Annotated in this window: 17 protein-coding genes and 15 tRNA genes; 31 read left to right on the top strand and 1 reads right to left on the bottom strand. The window is 27.5% G+C overall.

The features are described 5' to 3' along the window. Nucleotides 1–8 precede the first annotated feature (8 nt). Genes ligA through gatB form a run of 4 tightly spaced genes read left to right on the top strand, consistent with a single transcriptional unit; the run spans nt 9 to nt 5,197 of the window. On the top strand, nt 9–2,009 hold the full coding sequence (ligA, locus tag AAHM77_RS03045) for an NAD-dependent DNA ligase LigA (RefSeq protein WP_342252654.1): 2,001 nt from the start codon (nt 9–11) through the stop codon (nt 2,007–2,009). Further along, nucleotides 2,009–2,311 (top strand): Asp-tRNA(Asn)/Glu-tRNA(Gln) amidotransferase subunit GatC, encoded by a 303-nt coding sequence (locus tag AAHM77_RS03040; protein WP_342252653.1) that lies wholly within the window; start codon nt 2,009–2,011, stop codon nt 2,309–2,311. Before ligA ends, AAHM77_RS03040 begins: the two co-directional genes overlap by 1 nt. Further along, nucleotides 2,304–3,758 carry an amidase family protein gene (locus AAHM77_RS03035; protein ID WP_342252652.1) on the top strand — a complete coding sequence of 485 codons (1,455 nt, stop codon included), beginning with the start codon at nt 2,304–2,306 and terminating at the stop codon, nt 3,756–3,758. The genes AAHM77_RS03040 and AAHM77_RS03035 overlap by 8 nt, the downstream gene beginning before the upstream one ends. A 2-nt stretch (nt 3,759–3,760) precedes the next feature. Further along, a complete protein-coding gene (gene gatB, locus AAHM77_RS03030; protein ID WP_342252651.1) occupies nt 3,761–5,197 on the top strand; it encodes an Asp-tRNA(Asn)/Glu-tRNA(Gln) amidotransferase subunit GatB in 1,437 nt (478 codons plus the stop codon). Between the two features lie 35 nt (nt 5,198–5,232). On the opposite strand, the gene AAHM77_RS03025 is transcribed toward gatB, so the two are convergent. Then, nucleotides 5,233–5,916: a potassium channel family protein gene (locus AAHM77_RS03025; protein ID WP_342252650.1), complete on the bottom strand. Its 684-nt coding sequence runs from the start codon at nt 5,914–5,916 to the stop codon at nt 5,233–5,235. A gap of 123 nt (nt 5,917–6,039) precedes the next feature. Between AAHM77_RS03025 and AAHM77_RS03020 the strand changes: the two genes are divergently transcribed. From AAHM77_RS03020 to AAHM77_RS02890, 27 genes are all read left to right on the top strand, one after another. Further along, nucleotides 6,040–7,587: a TrkH family potassium uptake protein gene (locus tag AAHM77_RS03020; protein WP_342252649.1), complete on the top strand. Its 1,548-nt coding sequence runs from the start codon at nt 6,040–6,042 to the stop codon at nt 7,585–7,587. 93 nt (nt 7,588–7,680) lie between these two features. Further along, nucleotides 7,681–7,755, top strand: a tRNA-Asn gene (locus AAHM77_RS03015). 6 nt (nt 7,756–7,761) lie between these two features. Then, nucleotides 7,762–7,837, top strand: a tRNA-Glu gene (locus AAHM77_RS03010). A 4-nt stretch (nt 7,838–7,841) separates the two neighbouring features. Continuing rightward, nucleotides 7,842–7,917 (top strand) — tRNA-Val (locus AAHM77_RS03005). A gap of 7 nt (nt 7,918–7,924) precedes the next feature. Further along, nucleotides 7,925–8,000: transfer RNA gene (locus AAHM77_RS03000), tRNA-Thr, on the top strand. Between the two features lie 22 nt (nt 8,001–8,022). Then, nucleotides 8,023–8,107: transfer RNA gene (locus AAHM77_RS02995), tRNA-Leu, on the top strand. 94 nt (nt 8,108–8,201) lie between these two features. Further along, nucleotides 8,202–8,510 (top strand): thioredoxin, encoded by a 309-nt coding sequence (gene trxA / locus AAHM77_RS02990; protein ID WP_342252648.1) that lies wholly within the window; start codon nt 8,202–8,204, stop codon nt 8,508–8,510. A gap of 18 nt (nt 8,511–8,528) precedes the next feature. Beyond that, entirely contained in the window at nt 8,529–9,371 is an 843-nt protein-coding gene (locus AAHM77_RS02985) for an HAD family hydrolase (RefSeq protein WP_342252647.1), read from the top strand. 42 nt (nt 9,372–9,413) lie between these two features. Further along, a complete protein-coding gene (locus AAHM77_RS02980) occupies nt 9,414–9,947 on the top strand; it encodes a helix-turn-helix domain-containing protein (RefSeq protein ID WP_342252646.1) in 534 nt (177 codons plus the stop codon). A 25-nt stretch (nt 9,948–9,972) separates the two neighbouring features. Continuing rightward, nucleotides 9,973–11,025, top strand: coding sequence for an ABC transporter ATP-binding protein (locus AAHM77_RS02975; protein WP_342252645.1), 1,053 nt, complete (start codon nt 9,973–9,975; stop codon nt 11,023–11,025). Next, on the top strand, nt 11,026–12,087 hold the full coding sequence (potB, locus tag AAHM77_RS02970) for a spermidine/putrescine ABC transporter permease (protein WP_342252644.1): 1,062 nt from the start codon (nt 11,026–11,028) through the stop codon (nt 12,085–12,087). Next, a complete protein-coding gene (locus AAHM77_RS02965) occupies nt 12,065–14,464 on the top strand; it encodes an extracellular solute-binding protein (RefSeq protein ID WP_342252643.1) in 2,400 nt (799 codons plus the stop codon). The genes potB and AAHM77_RS02965 overlap by 23 nt, the downstream gene beginning before the upstream one ends. Nucleotides 14,465–14,515: 51 nt before the next feature. Continuing rightward, nucleotides 14,516–14,591: transfer RNA gene (locus AAHM77_RS02960), tRNA-Cys, on the top strand. 66 nt (nt 14,592–14,657) lie between these two features. Continuing rightward, a tRNA-Arg gene (locus tag AAHM77_RS02955) sits at nt 14,658–14,734 on the top strand. A gap of 5 nt (nt 14,735–14,739) precedes the next feature. Beyond that, nucleotides 14,740–14,816: transfer RNA gene (locus AAHM77_RS02950), tRNA-Pro, on the top strand. A gap of 2 nt (nt 14,817–14,818) precedes the next feature. Beyond that, a tRNA-Ala gene (locus AAHM77_RS02945) sits at nt 14,819–14,894 on the top strand. A 27-nt stretch (nt 14,895–14,921) separates the two neighbouring features. Then, nucleotides 14,922–14,998, top strand: a tRNA-Met gene (locus AAHM77_RS02940). 1 nt (nt 14,999) lies between these two features. Continuing rightward, a tRNA-Ile gene (locus tag AAHM77_RS02935) sits at nt 15,000–15,076 on the top strand. Between the two features lie 6 nt (nt 15,077–15,082). Further along, nucleotides 15,083–15,175: transfer RNA gene (locus AAHM77_RS02930), tRNA-Ser, on the top strand. Between the two features lie 5 nt (nt 15,176–15,180). Further along, nucleotides 15,181–15,256: transfer RNA gene (locus tag AAHM77_RS02925), tRNA-Met, on the top strand. A 2-nt stretch (nt 15,257–15,258) separates the two neighbouring features. After that, nucleotides 15,259–15,334: transfer RNA gene (locus tag AAHM77_RS02920), tRNA-Asp, on the top strand. A 2-nt stretch (nt 15,335–15,336) separates the two neighbouring features. Then, nucleotides 15,337–15,412 (top strand) — tRNA-Phe (locus tag AAHM77_RS02915). Nucleotides 15,413–15,520: 108 nt separating this feature from the next. Further along, nucleotides 15,521–16,657, top strand: a complete 1,137-nt coding sequence (locus AAHM77_RS02910) for a hypothetical protein (protein ID WP_342252642.1) — start codon at nt 15,521–15,523, stop codon at nt 16,655–16,657. Nucleotides 16,658–16,688: 31 nt separating this feature from the next. After that, on the top strand, nt 16,689–17,411 hold the full coding sequence (locus AAHM77_RS02905) for an ATP-binding cassette domain-containing protein (RefSeq protein ID WP_342252641.1): 723 nt from the start codon (nt 16,689–16,691) through the stop codon (nt 17,409–17,411). Between the two features lie 2 nt (nt 17,412–17,413). After that, nucleotides 17,414–18,166, top strand: coding sequence for an ATP-binding cassette domain-containing protein (locus AAHM77_RS02900; RefSeq protein ID WP_342252640.1), 753 nt, complete (start codon nt 17,414–17,416; stop codon nt 18,164–18,166). Next, nucleotides 18,141–19,562 (top strand): hypothetical protein, encoded by a 1,422-nt coding sequence (locus AAHM77_RS02895; protein WP_342252639.1) that lies wholly within the window; start codon nt 18,141–18,143, stop codon nt 19,560–19,562. The genes AAHM77_RS02900 and AAHM77_RS02895 overlap by 26 nt, the downstream gene beginning before the upstream one ends. 22 nt (nt 19,563–19,584) lie before the next feature. Next, nucleotides 19,585–21,240 (top strand): hypothetical protein, encoded by a 1,656-nt coding sequence (locus AAHM77_RS02890; RefSeq protein ID WP_342252638.1) that lies wholly within the window; start codon nt 19,585–19,587, stop codon nt 21,238–21,240. Nucleotides 21,241–21,266 lie beyond the last annotated feature (26 nt).

Genomic DNA, 21,266 nt, shown 5'->3' with positions numbered 1-21,266 from the left:
GGTGAAAAATGGAAATAAAAAATGCCGAACATAAAATAAAAGTTTTAAAGGAAAAACTGAATTACTATAATTATGAATATTACATCAATAATAACTCGGTAGTTGATGATTTTATCTATGATAATAATTTAAAAGAATTAATAAAACTAGAAATCCAATATCCAGAATTAAAATCGCTAGATTCACCATCGCTAAAAGTAGGGGGTGGTGTTTCTGATAAATTTAATAAAATTAAACATTCTTCACCGATGCTAAGTTTAGCAAATGCCTTCAATGAAAAGGATTTATTAAATTTTAATGATAATGTGGTAAACATTATTAAAAGTAATAATGTTGAATATGTTTGTGAATTAAAAATTGATGGCGTATCAATTTCTTTAATTTATGAAAATTATATATTGAAAAGAGCAGTCACTCGAGGTGATGGCCTTACAGGGGAAGATGTAACAGAAAATGTTCGTAAAATTAAAAGTATTCCTCTAAAAATTAATTTACCTTCTGCGATTGTTCGAGGAGAAATATATTTAAATAAAAATAATTTTAAAAAATTAAATCAAATTCAAGAAGAAAACCAAGAACCTCTATTCGCTAATCCAAGAAATGTCGCTTCTGGTACTTTAAGACAATTAGATTCTAGTGTGGTAAGTAAGAGAAGTTTAGATGCATTCTTTTATTATCTTGCCGATGCTCGAAACAATAATGTTGAAAAACACAATGATGCATTAAAATTATTGCGGGACAATTATTTTCCTGTTAATCCCAACAATAAAATTTGTAAAAATATCCATGAAGTTATAACTTTTATCAAAGAGATGACAGATAAAAGAAATGATTTAGGTTATGAAATTGATGGTATTGTAATTAAAGTGAACGCATTAAACTATTATTCAGAAATTGGGAATACTGCTAAATTCCCAAAATGAGCAATAGCCTATAAATTTCCTGCCGAAATAGTGGAAACTAAATTATTAAATATTTTTCCTACTGTAGGTAGAACTGGAAAAATTACTTATAACGCACAGTTAGAACCAGTTCAACTGGCAGGAACAACTGTTAAGGCTGCTACTTTACACAATGCAAATTTTATAATAAGTCGTGACATTAGGGTTAATGATATTGTTTATTTAAAAAAAGCAGGGGATATAATTCCAGAAGTAATTAGCCCTTTGTTAAAACACCGAATAAATTCATCACAAAAATTTAAAGAAACTCTGAATTGCCCTGAATGTAAGAGCAAGTTAGAGAGAATCGGTTCAGAAGTAGACCAATATTGTATTAATAATTTATGCAAAAGAAGATTACTTAGATCTATTGAGCACTTTTGTTCTAGAACTGCTATGAATATTGAAGGATTAAGCAATCAATTAATTTTAAAATTTCACACCAATGGATTCTTAAACTCAATTGTAGATATTTTTGAATTAAAAAATCATCCAGAAATTATAAATTTAGATAAATTGGGCCAAAAATCTTACAATAATTTATTAACAAGTATTGAAAAATCTAAAGAAAAATCACCGGAATACTTATTATTTGGTTTAGGTGTGCGTTATGTAGGTTTAAAATCAGCAAGAGTTATAATTAAAGAAGTTCAAAATTTAAATAATTTGTTTACCATAAAATATGATGATTTAATTAATTTGCCAGATATAGGAAGCACCATTGCTAACTCGCTACTTGATTATTTTCAAATAGAGAGTAATGTTAAACAATTAAAAAAACTGATCGAACTGGGATTAAATCATAAATATGTAAATCAACAAGTCAGTGATTTATTTGCCAATAAGATATTTGTTATAACCGGAACTCTAACACAGTCTCGTGATTATTATGTTAATTTAATCATTAGCAATGGTGGAAAAATCTCTAATACCATTAGTCAGAAAACTAATTTTCTACTAACTGGAAACAATCCTGGTTCAAAAATTGACAAAGCTAAAAAATTAGGAGTTAATATCATTGAGGAAAATTATTTTTTAGAACAATTAAAACTTTCAAAGGAACAATAATGAATTTAAAAGTAACCCAAAAAGACATTAAAAAATATGTCTTAGATATTATGCTAGACCCAAACGATGAACAAATAATTTTGATGCAAAAAGAATTATTGATTATTTTTGAAACTTTAGATAAAAGTTCAGCAATTGACATCAATGGTGTTGAACCAATGAATTGAGTTGGCGATTTTGAACATAATTTAAGACCGGACACTATTGAAGAAATTTTGACACAAAAAGAAATTTTAGCAAACGCCCCTAAAGTTAAGGGAGATTTTATAGTTATTAATAATAAAAAGGAGAATAATGATTAATAAAACAATTGCTGAAATGCACAACATGTTAATTAATAAAGAAATTACACCGAGTGAATTAGTTAAACAAGCAATCGATAGATTAAAAAAAACTAAACATTTAAATTCTGTAATAACTGATACTTTCGAACAAGCTTTAATACTTGCTAAAAAACTGGATAAAATGGAATTTTCGAAAGATGACTTTTTATTTGGTATCCCTTATTCTACTAAAGATAATTTTTGCACCCTAAATGTCAAAACTACCGCTGGTTCAAAATCATTGGATAATTTTGTACCAAAATATAATTCAAAAGTTGTTGAAATTTTAAATGAAAATAATGCAATTAGTATTGCTAAAACAAATTTAGATGAGTTAGGGATGGGCGGTCATGGTCTATATTCATATAAAGGCAATGTTTTAAATCCGTGAGATAACAAACGAATTTCAGGTGGTTCATCTTCCGGTTCAACTGTGTCAGTGGCTGTCGGTGCTGTTGCTTTTTCACTAGGAACTGACACGGGTGATTCAATACGTAAACCTGCAGCTTATAATGGTATTGTTGGTTTTAAACCTTCATATGGATTAATTTCTAGAAACGGAGTTATACCATATGCACCAAGTTTAGACACAGTAGGTTTTTTAACTAGAAATGTAGAAGATAATGCAATTTTATTATCACACCTAGCCAAACATGATCCCAGGGATATGACTTCAAAAAAACAAAATCTAAATAAAATAAATATTAAATTGAAGAAAATTCAAAATAAGAAAATAGCTTTTTTTCAAAATGTATATGATGTGTTAGCAGAACCTATTAAAAAGAATTATGATGAATTATTTAATAAATTAAAAGCTAATGATATTAAAATTGAATTTATTAATTTTGACCAAGAATTATTAGAATCTTTAGAAATAGTTTACACAGTGATTTCTTATGCAGAAGCAGCAAGTACTAGTTCTGCAATTGATGGAATCAATTTTGGTTTTCGTGTCGAAGGTGATAATTATTCTGAAATAATGCACAGAACTAGAACACAGGGATTTGGTAAAGTTGTTAAGCGTCGTTTTGTAATTGGTTCTTATTGCTTATCAGATGATAATCAAGAATTACTATTTAATTCAGCTAAAAAAATTCGTAGATTAATTTGTAATGCTTTAAAAGTTGTTTTTCAAAAATACGATGGTTTAATTTTACCACCCGCCAATGATTATGCCCCATTAATTAAAGATGTGGAAAAAGATCAGGAAAATCCTTATAAACGTGGTAGTTTTGTAGATAATATTTTATTGATTGCAAATTTATATGGTAATCCATCAATAACAATCCCTTGTGGTTTTTGAGATGATTTACCAATTGGAATTAACATTAATACAGACATCTATCACGAACAAGATTGTTTGGATTTAGCATTTACTATTGAACAATTTACAAATTTAAAAAATTTAGTTTATGAAGGAAAATAAATATGCAAAATTTAGAAGTCGTAATTGGAATTGAAAATCATATTGAATTAAAAACCAAAACTAAAATTTTCTCTCCAGGTACTATCACTTTTAACGCGACACCTAATAGTAAAGTACATCCTATTGATATGGGTTATCCAGGAACTTTGCCAATTTTAAATGAAAAAGCAGTAGAGTTAGCACTTCGCGCTTGTAAAGCATTTAGTATGAAAATCGATCCACTAATGAAATTCGATCGCAAGAATTATTACTATTCTGATTTAAGCAAAGGTTTTCAAATCACACAACAGTTTCACCCTATTGGCAAAGAAGGCTATTTGGGAATCGTCGATATTAATGGAAAAGAGAAAAAAATTGAAATTGAAAGATTACATTTAGAAGAAGATACTGCAAAACAAATTATCAATCAAGATGAAATTTATTTAGATTATAATCGAGCAGGTATCGGCTTAATAGAAGTAGTTACAAAACCAGTTTTCACTAACGCTCATGATGTTTGTGCTTATTTAAAGAAAATTCGTGAAACAGTTCTATTTTTAGGGGTAAGTGATGCAAAAATGAACGAGGGTTCATTACGCTGTGATGTTAATATTTCATTAAGACCAGTTGGTTATAAAGAGTTAGGAACTAAAGTAGAAATTAAAAATTTGAATTCTATTAATAATGTGGAACGCGCAATTAATTTTGAAATTAATCGTCAAACACAATTAATTTCAACAGGGAAAGAAATTCAACAAGAAACCAGAAGGTATGATGATAAAACTAGAAAAACAGTTTTAATGCGTTCAAAAGGTGGGGCATTAGACTATAAATACTTTCCAGAACCAAACATCCCACCTATTCAATTAGAAAAAAAATGAATTGAAAACATTATTAATTCCAATAATAAACTGCCAGATCAAATTAGAAAAGAGTATTTTGAAAAATTTAAATTTAAAGAAGTTGAATTAAATCAGTTGTTGACAGAACCTGTTAATGTTGAATTTTTTGAAGCATCTTTAAAATACACTAAAAAACATCAGCTAGTATTAAATTATTTAAATGCAGAAATTCAAGCCTTTTTAAACGAAAAGAATTTAACTATTACTCAAACACAATTGACACCTGAAAATTTAGGGAATTTAATAAACAAATTAGATAAAGAAGAAATTTCTTCTAAACAGTCAAAAACTATTTTGCTAGAAATGTTGAAAAAAGAAATATCAATTGATGAAGTTATCAGTAAAATGAACATCAAACAAATCACAGATGTAAAACAAATCAAAAATATTTTAGAACCAATTTTTGGACAAAATAAAAAATTATTAGAAGAATATGACAATCGACCTGAAAGAGTTAATAAATTTTTTATGGGACAATTAATGAAAGAGACGCGTGGTCAAGTTTCTCCTAAAATAGGCCAAAAAATTATTGAAGAGTTAATTGCAAAATATAAATAAAAAAGTGTGGAATAATAACCACACTTTTTTATTTATTAATTTGAAGAAGCGTTTTTAAAGTAATCTTGAATATCATTAATTTTCTCTACCTTACTGATAATAAATAATTTATCACCAATTAAAATTTTAGATTCCTCTTTTGCCAATTCTACTTTTTTATCACGAGTAATATGAGTAATATTAAAGTTAGGAATGTTTCATAAATTATTTTCACCTAAACTTTTTCCGTCAAAATCAACATTTTCTACAATAACTTCTAAAGCGACAAAATTATCATCAACTAAATGAATATTAGTATTAATTCCGAACATGGCTTTCATTGCTGTAATTTGACCCGAAATTTCATCACGTAAAATAATATTTTTAACCCCTAATTGTTCTAGAATTTTAGCGTGTCTAGAATCACGAGCTTTTGCAATAATATTTTTTACACCAGCTTCTTTTAATGCGATGACTGTTAAAATTGAAGATTCTAATTCACTAGAAATTGTTAATATTACAGCATCAAAATTTTTAATTCCATAACTTGTTAGCGCTTTAGAAATAGTAGTATCCATAATAATTGAATCAGCATTTGGGAACTGAGAAATGAAATTACTTACCAGTCTTTCATTAGAATCAATAACAGTTACAATACTTTTTTTTGAAAATAATTCTTTTGCAACTGCATTACCAAAGGCACCAATACCTATAATCGCAAAATTTTTCTTTCTAGCCATTTTAAAATCCTTAAGTCTTATTATTAAATTATACTATTTAAAAATGATAATATCAATTATATTAAAATGTAGTATAATTTAAGTGTTTTTATTATTCTTATTTCAATGAAGGGTTAAAATTTTATGAACAACTTATCAATAACTAGTTATTCATCTGTTGATAAATCTTCACTTTTTGATTTTTATTGAATTAAGGATTGATTCAATAATTTTAAAACAAAAAGAAAAGCTAAAAAATCTAAAATGGATAAGCATTTTAGATATAATTTTAATAACATTAGAATTAAAAATAAATTCACAATCATCTTGTTAATTTATCTAACAATTGTGTTAATAGCTGGATTATTATTGGCAATCCCTGGAGTTGTTACTAATTCGGAATATAGTTGAAATTACTTGTATTCTTTGTTCAATGCATCATCTGCTTTTTCTGATACTGGTTTATCGATCCCTAATGCTTCAGCAGATTATTCAATTTTTGGTCAAATTTTAATTTTAATCTTGATTCAATTAGGAGGTTTCGGAGTTTTAACTTTGAAGATTGTAATTTGAAGTGCTTGAGGTAAAAAACCGGATATTCAAGAAATAAAGCTTGCAAATGAAGAGCGTGGAAATAACGATTTAGGAAAAACTGTAAAACTAATCAAAGAAACAGCTTTATTTTTATTAATCTTAGAAGCCATTTCCACATCATTAACCTTCATTATTTTCTTTTTTTATCAACCAGATTCTGTTGTCATTGATAATCCTTACCATAATGTTGGATACTCTTTTTGATTTGCATTATTCCACTCAATTTCTGCGCTGAATAATGCAGGTTTCGATATTGTCGGGAATAACTCTTTTCAACCATATAATCATTGTTACTCATTACAATTTATTATAATTTTTGATTTTGTAATTGGTGGGATAGGATTTCCAGCTTTCTATGAAATTAAGAATTGAAGAAAAGATGAACAAAAAAACCGTACTTTATCATTATTTAGTAAAGTTAATATCGTTAGTTATTTGTTGATTTCCTTTGTAGGTTTAGCGATTATTTTCAGCATTGAGTACAGTCATCAATCTTCATCAGTTATTTTGCAAGAGGCTGACACAAATTGAAATGGATTTATGGCAATTTTGTTTAACACTTTATCCACAAGAAATGCGGGTTTTAGTACTGTAGATACCTCTAACTTTTTAAACGCTTCATTGTTAACACAGTCGTTATTAATGTTTATTGGTTCTGCACCATCATCAACAGCTGGTGGGATAAGAACAACAACCTTCGCAATTGTAGTAATGTTTATTATTACTAAATTAAAAGGAAAAAAAGATTTAGTAATGTTTAAAAAACAAATATCAAAAGATACGGTAAATCAATCATTTAGTGTTTTTGCAACAGGTTTTGTTTTAGTATTTATTGGCAGCATTTTTATTTTAGCATTTAATCCTGATGTTAGTTTTATTGGCACTTTCTTCTTAGTTACTTCTTCTTTCGGAACTACTGGTTTAAACATTATGGATACAACACATATGAAAGAATTAGGTGGTCCATGTTTATTGTTAATAATTACCTTAATGTTTATCGGTCAATTAGGAGTATCGAACACATTATTGTCATGATCAAATAATAAACAACCAACTACAAACTTTCATTATCCAGAAGAAACTATTAAAATAGGTTAGAATTAAAAAAATATTTAAAATTATCATTATTTTTATCTTTTATATTGTAATTATAGTTTCATTCATTATAATGTATATGGTAGTTTTATTTTTGCCTAGTTAGCTCAGTGGTAGAGCATTCGGCTGTTAACCGACAGGTCGTAGGTTCGAATCCTACACTAGGCGCCATTTTTAGGCCTGTTGGTGAAGCGGTCAACACACATGCCTTTCACGCATGCATTCACGAGTTCAAATCTCGTACAGGTCACCATTATCGAGTGTTAGCTCAGTTGGGAGAGCGCTTGCCTTACAAGCAAGATGTCGGGGGTTCAAGTCCCTCACACTCGACCATTTTTTTGCTGGCTTAGCTCAGTTGGTAGAGCAACTGACTTGTAATCAGTAGGTCGGGGGTTCGACTCCTCTAGCCAGCACCATATTTATATTTTATTTTTATATCCGGAATTGGCGGAATTGGCAGACGCACCAGACTTAGGATCTGGCGAGGCAACTCGTGGGGGTTCAAGTCCCTTATTCCGGACCATGATAATTAAAACACAAATTTATTTTGTGTTTTTATTTTTTTAATTTTGGGTTATAATGTTTTTTAGAAAAATAATTCTTGGAGGATATTTAATATGCCGTTAATAAAATATAGTAAAACAGATAATTTAGATACTATAATTAAATCAGGGAAAACTGTAATTGATTTTTATGCAGATTGATGTGGGCCATGTAAAATGTTAGCTCCTATATATGAAGAATTATCGAAAGAAATTACAGATGTTAATTTTTTAAAAATTGATGTTGATAAATTTAAAGATTTATCAACAAAATACAAAGTATCTTCTATACCTGCGTTAATTTTAATTGATAAGAGTGAAGTTAAAAAAAACAATGTAGGATTTATGACAAAAGATCAATTAAAAAATTTTATTTTAGATTAATCTTTAAAGGAATAAATAATGAAATATCGTTTAATTGTTTCGGATCTAGATGGAACTTTAGCTAGCACTAAAAGTATTAGTAAGGTTAACATAGATGCGATTAAAAGAGCTTACAATCAAGGTGTCAACTTGTGAATCGCAACTGGGCGATCACCTAAGAATACTAAACCAATTATTGATAAATTGAGTTTTTTAGGTAAAGACTTAAAAGTGATCTGTTTTAATGGAGCAATAGCTTTTAGTCCGTTTGAAAAAGAAATTTATCACAATGTTTTTTTTGATAGTTCAATTGTTGAAAAAATTTTTCACGAATTAAATGATTTACAATTATCAGCATGATCCTATGTTGTAAATAATCTAGATGAAGACAAATTTGGATTAACTACAAACAAAAAGGGAATGACCACCCGCTTCTTAGCTAAACACAATAATTCTAAAGGGGTTATTTATAATAACGAAAAGCATAAAGAATTAAGTTCTTACAAATTTATAGTCTCAGGAAAACATCATAAAATTGAAGAATTCAAAAACAGATTACAGCAGCAAAATATTAAGTGTACTTTTTACGGGTCTTCCTATGTTGGTATTAATAAATATCGTAGTTGTATTGAAGTTAGTCCAGAAAATGTTAATAAAACAACACCATTAAAATTATTAATTACTAAAGCTAAAATTTCTGAAAAAGAAATTGTATCAATTGGAGATGGCAGTAATGATGTCGAATTGTTGCAATTTGCAGGTTTAGGCGTTGCAATGGGTAATGCTAGAAAAATAGCTAAAAATGCTGCAGATACTTCAACTTCATCGTTTTCTAAAAACGGTTTTGCTAAAATAATAAATCAGGTTATACTAAATAAATAGTTTAAAAATATCATGTTTAGTTAATTTTTGAAAAGGTAAAAAATGGATATAGGACCAAAAATCAGAATATTAAGACAAAAATCAGGTTTAACATTACAAGAACTTGCTGAGCGTAGTGATTTATCCAAAGGTTTTATATCACAAGTAGAAAGAAACTTATCGTCCCCTAGTGTAGAAACTTTGTCTAACATCTTAAGAGTTTTAGGCACTAACATGAGCGATTTTTTCAAGGGAACTAAGAATGATAGATTTGTGTTTACAGAAAAACAAATCTATGTTGAGTCCTGCCAAAGTTATGAAATTCGTTATCTTAGCCCTAGTACTCCAACCAATAAATTAGAACCCTTAGAATTAATTTTAAATAAAAATACTAAATCTAAAATAATTAAACCGTTTCATGGTGAAATATTTGGATATATTATAGAAGGTGAAGTTTCTATAATATATGGTGAACACAAAAAAATCGCAATGGCTGGAAATAGTTTTTATCTTTACGGAAATAAAAGTCACCAAATTGAAAATAATACAAACGATAAAGCTAGAATTATTTGAGTTTCAACCCCACCTATTTTTTAATTTTTTTAATATAAGGAGAGACGTTATGGATAATATTAATATTATTGAGGTTAAAAATATTATCAAGCAATTTGATGGCGAAGTCATCCTTAAAGATTTAAGTTTTAATATCAAACAAGGAGAATTTATTTCAATCCTCGGTCCATCAGGCTGTGGTAAAACAACCACTTTAAATTTAATCAATGGTAAAGAGAAACCAGATTCTGGCGATATTTTATTTCAAGGCGAAAGTTTAAAAAATATCCCTATGAATAAAAGGTTAATTAATACTATTTTTCAAAATTATGCTTTATTCCCTAGAATGACTGTGTTTCAAAACATTGCATATGGTCCAATAGTAAGTAAAAAAAAATACAATGATTATGCTCCTGAAGTTTTTAAATTTTTAAATTTAGTTGGTTTAAAAGGTTTTGAAGATAAAAATGTTTCTGATTTATCAGGTGGTCAACAACAAAGAGTAGCCTTGGCTAGAGCTTTGATTAACAAGCCACAAGTTTTACTTTTAGATGAACCATTTGCGGCTTTAGATGTTCAATTAAGAAAAAAGATGCAACAAGAATTAAAAAAAATTCAAAAAGAAATTGGAATTACTTTTGTTCTAATAACCCATGATCAAGAAGAAGCTTTGAGTTTATCTGATCGTGTAATTGTTTTGAATAAAGGAGTAATCCAACAAGTGGGTTCACCTGAAGAAATTTATAATGAACCAGAAAATAAATGAGTTGCAAATTTTATCGGTGAATCTAACATTATTTATGATGGAGTTTTTATTAAAGATAATTGTTTAGGGATTGATCACTTAAAAATTGATTGTTCTGATACAGGTTTTGGACAAATGGAAAAAAATATTGACATAGTGATTCGCCCCGAAGATATAGATATTGTCCCTTTAGGAAAGGGTTATTTTGATGGTGAAGTTATTTCTACAGTTTTCAAGGGAGTAAATTGAGAGATAATTTTTAAAACAAAATATCGTAATTTTATTATTCATACCACTGATTTAGTAGAAATTGGTAAAAAAATGTCTATTATTTGAAATGCAGAAGATAATCACGTTATGTGGAAGGAGGTAGAATAATTGAGAACTAAAAACAATATTACTGATGACACAAATGAATCAATTAAAAAAAATGATAGCCAAAATAATATTGTTAAAAATTCTTCTGATTTACCTGATCTTGACAAAAAAATACTATTGGCAACTAGCGATAAGGAAACTTGTTCAAAAAAAATTAAATTTCAAAATATGTTAAATAGCGTTAAAAAAAGTAAGACATTTAATTTTACAACTAAAAAAATAACACCACTATTATGACCCTATATTTTAATTGCTGTTTTTTTAATAGTTATACCAATGTTTTTAATTTTTTTGTATTCAATCATAACTCCCACAGGAGATGGAGTGAATTTTCTTATAACTTTTACTAATTTTATTAATTTTTTTACATCACCACCTTTTTTAGTTTCCTTAGGATTAACAATACTTTTGTCTTTTATAGCAACAATTATTGCTATTATAATTGCTTATCCAGTGGCTTTTGCTATGAGTTGTATGAATTCAAAAACATCAAAACAAAATATTTGAATTATAATAACAACTCCAATATGAATAAATATGATTTTGAAAATGATTGGACTAGAAACATTATTCAAATTAATTGCACCTGGATTATTAGGAACTGCTTTTTCAGTTGTAATAGGAATGATATATGCTTTTGTGCCTTTTGTTATTTTGCCTATTTATAGTAGTTTAGAAAGAGTTGATCAGAATCTGGTAGATGCATCTAAGGATTTAGGAGCTAGTAATTCAAAAACTTTTTGAAAAATCACTTTTCGCGAGTCGGTACCAGGTATTATCGCCGGTTTTGTAATTATGTTTGTTCAAGCTGCGACTTCTTTGGTGGTTGTACAATATATGGGTCAAGGTAAAATTAATTTACTGGTTCAAATAATTGAATCGTACTTTTTTAAAGGTGTTAATTACGGAATGGGAGCTAGTATTTCTGTGATTTTTGCTGTTTTACTAGGTTCTATAATTTTAGTTTCCAGTCTTTGGAAAAAAAGATTTGATATTACCAGAGTTAATAAAAATAATAAAAAAAAGGAGATGAAAATAAATGAAAAAATTCTGGAAATCTAGTTATCTTGCGATTTTCATTTCCTTAATATATATTCCGATTTTCATTTTCATTTTATTTTCATTTAATAGCAGTGAAAGTATGGGAATATTTTCTGGATTCAGTGATCGCTGATATAAACAATTATTTTTAGAAACATCATTTTTACAATCTATTTTAGTATCTATCTTTGTGGGAATGGTCGCTACAGTCACTTCTTTAATAATCGGTGTCATGGCATCAATTGGTCTTTCTAAAAGTAGAAAAATAACTCAAAAATCCTTATTAACTGTTAATAACATCCCATTGGTTAATGCTGATATTATTACAGCTGTTGGTTTAATGTTATTGTTTTTATCATTAAGTATTCCATTCGGGACTGTAACATTGGTGTTGGCTCATGTTTCTTTTGACGTACCTTATGTAATTGTGATCGTTTTACCAGCAATATCAAAAATTGACCAAAAAACAATTGATGCATCAGTGGACCTAGGTGCTTCATCTTCTCAAACACTTCGTAAAATTATTTTACCTGCATTAAAAGTTCCGATAGCGGCAGCTGGTGCAGTGGCTTTCGCGATGAGTTTTGATGATTTCATCATTTCATATTTTACTTCTGGTGATCAAACAAATGTTTCTACTTTTATTTATACAATGAAAAGAGTGAAACCATATGTTAACGCTTTTGGAACAATATGTATTTTTGTTATTTCGTTTGTTATTGTTAGTTGAAATTTAGGAATCTTTATTCAAAAACGTAATCAAAAATTAAAAAAAGATTTATTAGAAAATACATACCGTGATAAAAAATTATATAGAATGGAATTAAAATTAATCAAATATTATTCTTTACTAAATGCTGAACAAACTTCTTACAAAAAATTATTAAAAATTAATAAATCAAATTTAATTTTAGAATCTAATCAAACAGATTTGGATGATAAACAAATAAGAAGTAAAGACAAGTTACGAAATGCAATTATTAAATTAGAAGATAAATTGTCAGCAGAAATTAAATGAATAAATAAAAAATGTGAAAAATTTATTGCAGAAAAAGAATCTCGCGAACAATATGAAAAAATTATGCGTGTACGTTTTCCTTGAATACGTCGTACTTGAAAAACTATTTTATTGGTTATTATTGTTGTATCTTCATTTAGTTTGTTAACTGCTTTTTATATTATTAGCAGTAATTATGATTTATCAGTTGCCAACTGAGGAGAATATATTGATCCAGAATTAATTACTGAATTTCAAGATGAGTATGATGTGAAAGTGAAATATACTGTTTATGACAGTAATGAAACTCTTTATAACAAATTAAACACAACTGACTATGATGTCTTTTTCCCAAGTGACTATATGGTTAAAAAATTAGCAGACGAAGATAAAATCGATAAAATTGATTATGCAGAATTAAATAGTCAAATGCCTTTAGTTGATGGTCAACAATATCATTTTTTTAAACCAAATGATTTCAGTGACGAACACATTAATACAAGCAATTATATAGATGTGGATTATGAAAATGAGCACTACCCTGGCGTTTATGATGATTTCATACAACACCAAAATGATTCAGACGTGAGAGAACATTATGGTTCTTTAGATCCTAATTTAGTTCAAACACTATGAATCAATTCTTTAGATACCAAAGAAGAATCTATTGTTGAATATAGTGTCCCTTATTTATGAGGTGACATTTCATTGGTTATAAATCCTACCCCAGAGAATTTAGCAATTTATAATAATTATCAAAACGGTTTGAGTTGACAAATTTTATGAGATGCCGCAGAACAAGGGCGTGAAGTTGTTTTAAATAATGATTATAAAAACTTATTTATGATCGCTAATGAAAAAAATTATCATAGTGTATTACCTAAAAATGAAACAGAATTAGAACAAGATGTAAGTGATTTAAGTGATTTATTAAGTTTTGATGATGTCGGTTTAGAAAATGACGAAATTATTAACACTGTTTCGGATGGTGACTTTGATTTTTCATTTATGTACAATGGGGATGCGATATATTGTGATCAAGTTTCACAAGAAAACCATGCAGCTGACCCCTTTATCATCAAAAAACCTTCATTTAATGAGGAAGGAACAAATATTTATTCTGATAATATGGTGATTTCAAAAAATTGCCATAATAAAGATTTGGCATATAAATTTATCGCCTTCTTAATAACTAATGCTGCAGATACGACTGAATATACAGGTTACACTTCTCCAATTTCTCAAATTTTAAATTTTGAAATTCAAAAGGATTCGACTTTTTATGATTATAAAGAACAATATATACCATCAACTGCCAAAAATTCAGGACCATTTACAATAACATCATTGGATCAAGAAATGTTAGAAGCGTATAACCGCTTAATTGCTTCAAAAATATAATTTTATTTAATTGTAAAGCAAGATAAAAAGTGTTATATTTTAATTGTTTCTGGTACCATAGCCAAGTTGGCCAAGGCAAGGGACTGCAACTCCCTGACCGTCGGTTCGAATCCGACTGGTACCTCCAAATTATAAATTATTATTGAAAAAGCAAAATTATTGATATACAATTTAATTATTGCTTTTTCAATTTGCGCCCATAGATCAATTGGATAGATCGTTTGACTACGGATCAAGAGGCTGAGGGTTCGAATCCTTCTGGGCGCACCAATACTCGGGAAGTGGCTCAGCTTGGTAGAGCACTCGGTTTGGGACCGAGGGGTCGCAGGTTCGAATCCTGTCTTCCCGACCATTGGGCTCGTAGCTCAGCTGGGAGAGCACCTGCCTTGCACGCAGGGGGTCGACGGTTCGATCCCGTTCGAGTCCACCATTTATAAAGCATTTATTAATTTATTTCGGCGGGATAGCTCAGCTGGTTAGAGTGTTCGGCTCATACCCGAAAGGTCAAGAGTTCAAATCTCTTTCCCGCTACCAAGGACTCTTAGCTCAGTTGGTCAGAGCCCCCGGCTCATAACCGGGTGGTCGTAGGTTCAAATCCTACAGGGTCCACCATATTTTGGAAGATTACCCAAGTCTGGTTGAAGGGATCGGTCTTGAAAACCGACAGGCCGGGGAACCGGCGCGGGGGTTCGAATCCCTCATCTTCCGCCATATATCGCGGGGTGGAGCAGTTGGTAGCTCGTCGGGCTCATAACCCGGAGGTCGCAGGTTCAAGTCCTGTCCCCGCAACCAAAGGTCTTGTAGTGAAGTGGTTATCATGCCTCTCTGTCACAGAGGAGATCGCGGGTTCAAATCCCGTCAAGACCGCCATTGGTCCGGTAGCTCAGTTGGTAGAGCATTTGATTGAAGCTCAAAGTGTCGGCAGTTCAAGTCTGTTTCGGACCACCATAAGCAAAAGATACTAGTCAATTTATTGACTAGTTTTTTTATTTATAGATGTATAATTAAAATTATAAATATTATATCTTTATAAATAAAAGAGATAGGTGTTAAAAAATGAATAGTATATTATTAATTACAGTTATTACTTTTTCTTCAATATTTGGTGCAAACGCTGATATAAATAATTTTGTTTTAAAAAATGAAAATGATTATCAAACTAAAAATAAAATTATTGATAATTTTGATAATAATAATAATAATGATTTAACAGAATTTAGGGCATATGTTGATAGCTCAGGTGATACTTGGGCACCAAAAGATAATGTAATTGATTTATATAATGGCAATGGACCAAAAGATACTTGACTTGGTGGAGATGTTAATATTGCACAAATTAATATAAATGATTATTCCGATTCTAAAGAAGACTTTATAAATAATTATAATGTTTGAAATTGTAATTTTAATGTTGCATATAATGGATGAGATAGTAAAAATGGATGAACTAATTCAGCAGGAAAAAATGCACCTTATGGAGAATATTCAGGTTCAATTAACATAAACAATAATAATAAAATGGTAATTGTCACTGATTGATCAGATACAAAAAGAAAAACTCATATTCAATTATGATATGGTTATAAATGAAGTGAAGATGAAAATATTATAAATTTTTATGCAGAAGCAAAGGTTTCATATAGTAAAGATACATTAAGTGTTATAAATCATGCATCTCTTTTAGGATTTCAAATTTCAGATTTTAATGGTTCTGGAAGCAATTCAGATTTTAATATTAAAAACAATGTTTTACCAGTTTCAGGTATTTTGTCAACTTTAAATGATTCTTATATGATTATAAGTTTAGACTCATTGTTCGAATTAGCATATCAATATTATTTAAATTCTATTCAAGAGCATTGATTTATAAGTAATTTCATTAATGCTTCTCTTGAATTATCAGGGACAGGAGCAAATGAAAAAGAAATAGTATTTTCACAATTACTAATATTTAATAATCCAATTTTTTTAGAAGATTTAAATAGTACATTACAAACTGGTATTAAAAAAAATAGTGAATTTAAGTTTGTATCTCACCACATTGGCAACGAATATTATGAGTCTGCGTATTATATCAATGAAACAGGTGAATATTTAATATCTACATCAAATACTATTTTAGTATTAGGTGAAATCAATATATTATATAATGGACTATTAAATACATCTATGATGTATACTATTTTTAATTAATATAATTAAAATTATTATTGTGGTGATTTTTATGATATTAGAGATAAAAGAAATAAACAAATTTTATGGTAAAAAAAATATTTTAAATGATGTGAGTTTAAAATTTTATCCAAATCAAGTTTATGGATTATTTGGAATAAATGGAGCAGGAAAATCAACATTAGCAAAATGTATTTTTAATGAAGTTAAAAAATCTGATAATAGTATATTTATTGATGATCATTTGATTAACATACATAATTATGAAGAAATGTACTATTTTCTAGATAATCCTGATTTACCAAAAGAAATGTTGGTTTATGATTATTTATCCAAATTAAATTTGTTAGCTAATAATGATATGAAAAAATTTAAAAAACAAGTTGTGGAATTAGGTCAAGAGTTACTCCCTAATGTAAATATTAAGAAAAAAAGAATTAAAAATTTATCTTCAGGCCAACAAAAATTAGTCTCATTAATGGGTTGTATATTATTAAGACCTAAAATCATTTTCTTTGATGAACCAACTGCTAATTTAGATTTAAAAAATAAAGAATTAATTTTATCAAGTATTATGAAAATCAAAAATTCAGATAATATTATTGTATTCATGACTCACTTAATAGAAGAAATAGCCCCTTATATTGATCAAATGATTATTTTAAACAATCACAAAATAATTTATGATGCACCAGTTAAGTCAGATGAAAGAAATAAATTAAAAACAATTTTTCTAGAATCAATTCGTAAAGATAATAAACAACAAGGGGAATAAATATGTTATTAGAAATTAAAGATGCCACTTGTGGTTTTGGTAAAAAAACAATTTTAAAAAATATTAATTTAGATTTTAAATCAAATACTATTTATGGTTTGTTTGGATTAAATGGTGCAGGAAAAACTACTTTAATAAAAACTATTTTTAATGAATTACCACTCCAAAAAGGACAGATTATTTTTAATAATCATCCAATCAATATTCAAGATTATCGTCAAATGTTCTTTTTTCCAGAAAATATTGATTTACCAAATCAATACATAATTAAAGAATATTTTAGTCATATTAATAATTATGTAAAATGTAATTCAAAAGCATTTAGCGAAAAAACTAAAGAATTATTCAATATTTTATTACCGCAAGTAAATTATAAAAAACAAACTATTGCTTCGTTATCTTCTGGTGAAAAGAAAACAGTTTCTTTAATTTTATGTTTAGCATTAAAACCTAAAATTATTTTCTTTGATGAACCAACTGCTAATTTAGATGTTTCAAAAAAAGATGAATTAATCAAAAATATTATTAAATTAAAGGGCGAAGAAACGATTTTGGTTCTAGTAAGTCATTTAATAAATGAATTATCTTCATATTTAGACGATATGATTATAATTCATGATTCAAAAGTTGTTTATAATAACAATGTTTCTAATAGAGAATCAAAAGAACTTAAAGAAATATTTTTAAATCATACAATAGGTAAAGTGGAATTAGGAAATTTTGATAAATATGCAACTAAAAAAGACGAAAAATAATAATCTAACACAATCAAATTCAGCTAATAAATGAAAATATTTTTATCCTTTTTATGCTAATTGTAAAGATATTTTAAATAATAGATTTAATTGAATTGTTGGTTCAATTTTTATTATTATTTTAATTTCTTTCCACATTAACTCTATTGTGAATTTAGATAATTATATTAATGACCTTAAAAAAATGACCAATTATTATACAGTTGAAACTATTGTATTATCCATTATTTTTATTATTCAATTTGGTTTTTTATCAATTCAATTATTAATATCTAATCCCAAAAAAGGTTATATAAAAACAGAACAACGATATGGTTATTCAATTGCAAATATTTATTTTTCTCAATTAATTGCATTATGACTATATATTTGTCTATTTTTAGTTATACAAACTATTATCAGTCTTTTATTTTATTCAGCGGTGAATGACGCAGATAAATTATTTGGTTATAAATTATTCATTGAAAATATTGGTTGATTGGCGTTAGTAGCTTTTGTAATTTCAGGTCTTGGATTAATTATAGGTTTATTGACTGGTGAAAAATTCAGTTCAGTTGTAACTACTATTTTATTTATTTTTATATTAGGTTTGTCATTGTATTATTCTTTATTACAACCAATCAAAATAGTAGATGAGCGATATCAATATTATTCTGCATCCGATTACGCTACCTTAATAATTTCAGAAGAACATAATTATCAATTACAACAAAGTATTGATGAAAGTAAAAACAAATATACAAATGATCAAGAATGACAAAAGGCAATTGAACAAGAAATAAATTCAATTTATCAACAATATTGAATTAATGTTCCTGATTATGAAAATATAGATAACCCAAATTATTATGTAAATTATTCAAATACATTATCAACAGGTCTTTTATCTAGCGAAGATCCGTTTATAAATTTTATTGGTCAAAATGCAAATTACGCCACAATGTATTATTCACAACAAATTATTCTGGGAACTCAAATTATTAACATGGCATATATATTTAATGTTCAAACTCTCCAACCCTTATCACCAATTGAGTATATTGAAAATGTATTAGAAACCGCTGTTATTAATGCAGATTTGGCAAGTGAAATTAAATTGCAACAACAATCATCATGACAAGAATCATTGCAGAAAAATATTACTAAAAATTTAATTTGAAATCCTATGGTACAAATTATGAATATGTTTAATGGTATTAATTATTATGATAGTAATGATGGTGATTTAATTAATTGTTCTGCATCATATTGTCCTTCGATAATTGATTGAAATATTAAAGATAATGACAAGCATAATGTATATCCTACTGAAATTTTATATGTAACATATATTTTAATTTCAAATGCTGCATCTGGATTGGGTTACTTCTTATTTAAGAAAAATCATTATAAATAATAAAAGGAGATATTAATTTTAAATGAAAACTAAAATTTATGAAAAATCATTACCATTTAGAGTAGTTGTTAAGAATAAAACAAATCTCAAATTTTCACTAATTGGTTTGGCAACATTTATTTTTATAAGTTTAATTTTAAATATCTATTCTATAGTAAATTTAAAAATAGATGAATTAGGTTACAATGATAGCAATTTTATAAGTGAAAAATATGTTTGATTTACACTTCTTTTATCAATTATCATTGCAGTAGTTTTTATACTTTTGACATCAAAAATATTAATTGGTGATATTAAGAATAATATGCATAAAATAGAAATGCATTATGGTTACTCAAAAGTAAATATCTTTTTTTCAAGATTAGGATATTTATACCTTTGCCTTGGAATATGTATTAGTATAAATGCTGTCATGGGTGCTATTTTTTATGGTTGTAGCAATGATATTTTGCATGGAACAGCATACCAATTATTTTTAGCTAATAATCCATGATTATTATTGACTGGTTCAACATCAATTTTGTTCACTATTATTTTAGGTTTCATGTTTCAAGATAGTAAAGGTAATATATTTGTTTCCATCTTATTAATTATTTTTATTGCATTAGCTTCTATTTTACCAATGATTTTGAATGGATATAATACAGAAGAATCAGAATTAAGAGATAAATTAGTTTGTTTGGTAAATGATAAAAATTTATATAATCAATTAGAAGAAGATGAATTAGGACAACTGATTTTTCAGGATATTGATAAAGATTTACATCAACTTTCAAATGGTAAAAAAACAAATGTTATCGATACTAACTATAACACTGAATGAAATAATATGTTTTCAACCTTATTTAGTGATACTGCATTAATTCAAACTTGAACACAAATTTATGATGAATATTTTAAAAATTTATCAATTCCAAATTGAAATGATAGTAATAATAATCCAGGTACTGATACTAGAAATTTGGTAGGTCAACAATATTTTAATTTTTTCTGCTATCACAGTTTAGACACAAAATGTTCTTTATTAATAGATATTGCCAATAATGTATTAAATTTAAGTGCAGATAATAATTATAAAAAAGAACAAAACAGTTTTTTCTTTGAAGAATTTTTTAAAAACAATTGACATATTCAAAATGAAAATCCGGGCACTATTCAAGATGTTTTTAAATATTCAATTGAACATATTTACACAGATATGATTGGTTTAGAAATGATGTTTGGTGATAATAATTATTATTATCAACCTTGGGCAAATACAGGTTCAGCTTATTATTTGGATATTTTAGAAACTATGGCAAACAATGAAAATCCAAACTATGGAATTGATATAATTCAAAATTATAATAAAAAAATTAGAAAAGAGTATATTTTAAATCCAATAAATCAGTTAACTGCTATTTTTTATGGTTATAATTTGCAAGATCCAAAACAAATCACTACAAACAGTAATATGATTTCTACTATTTCTGTTGATAACATAAAATTATCTACTAATATATCAACACCTATTCCTCCAAATGATGATCAACCAAGACATGATTTAAATGTTAAATTTTTAAATATTGAAACTGTTGATTTAATTAATCGTAATTTGTTAATTGCTTCATATATTATAATTAGTTTAGTGATGTCAAATTTAACTTTCTTTTGATTCTCAAAAAAAATTTCAAAATAACATTTATCGTGACGAATTAAGAGATA

This window comes from Spiroplasma endosymbiont of Amphibalanus improvisus, assembly GCF_964030645.1.
Classification (GTDB): Bacteria; Bacillota_I; Bacilli_A; order Mycoplasmatales; family Mycoplasmataceae; genus CAXIPX01.
Note: the sequence above shows the minus strand (reverse complement) of the source record. Positions and strands in the feature narration are given on the sequence as shown.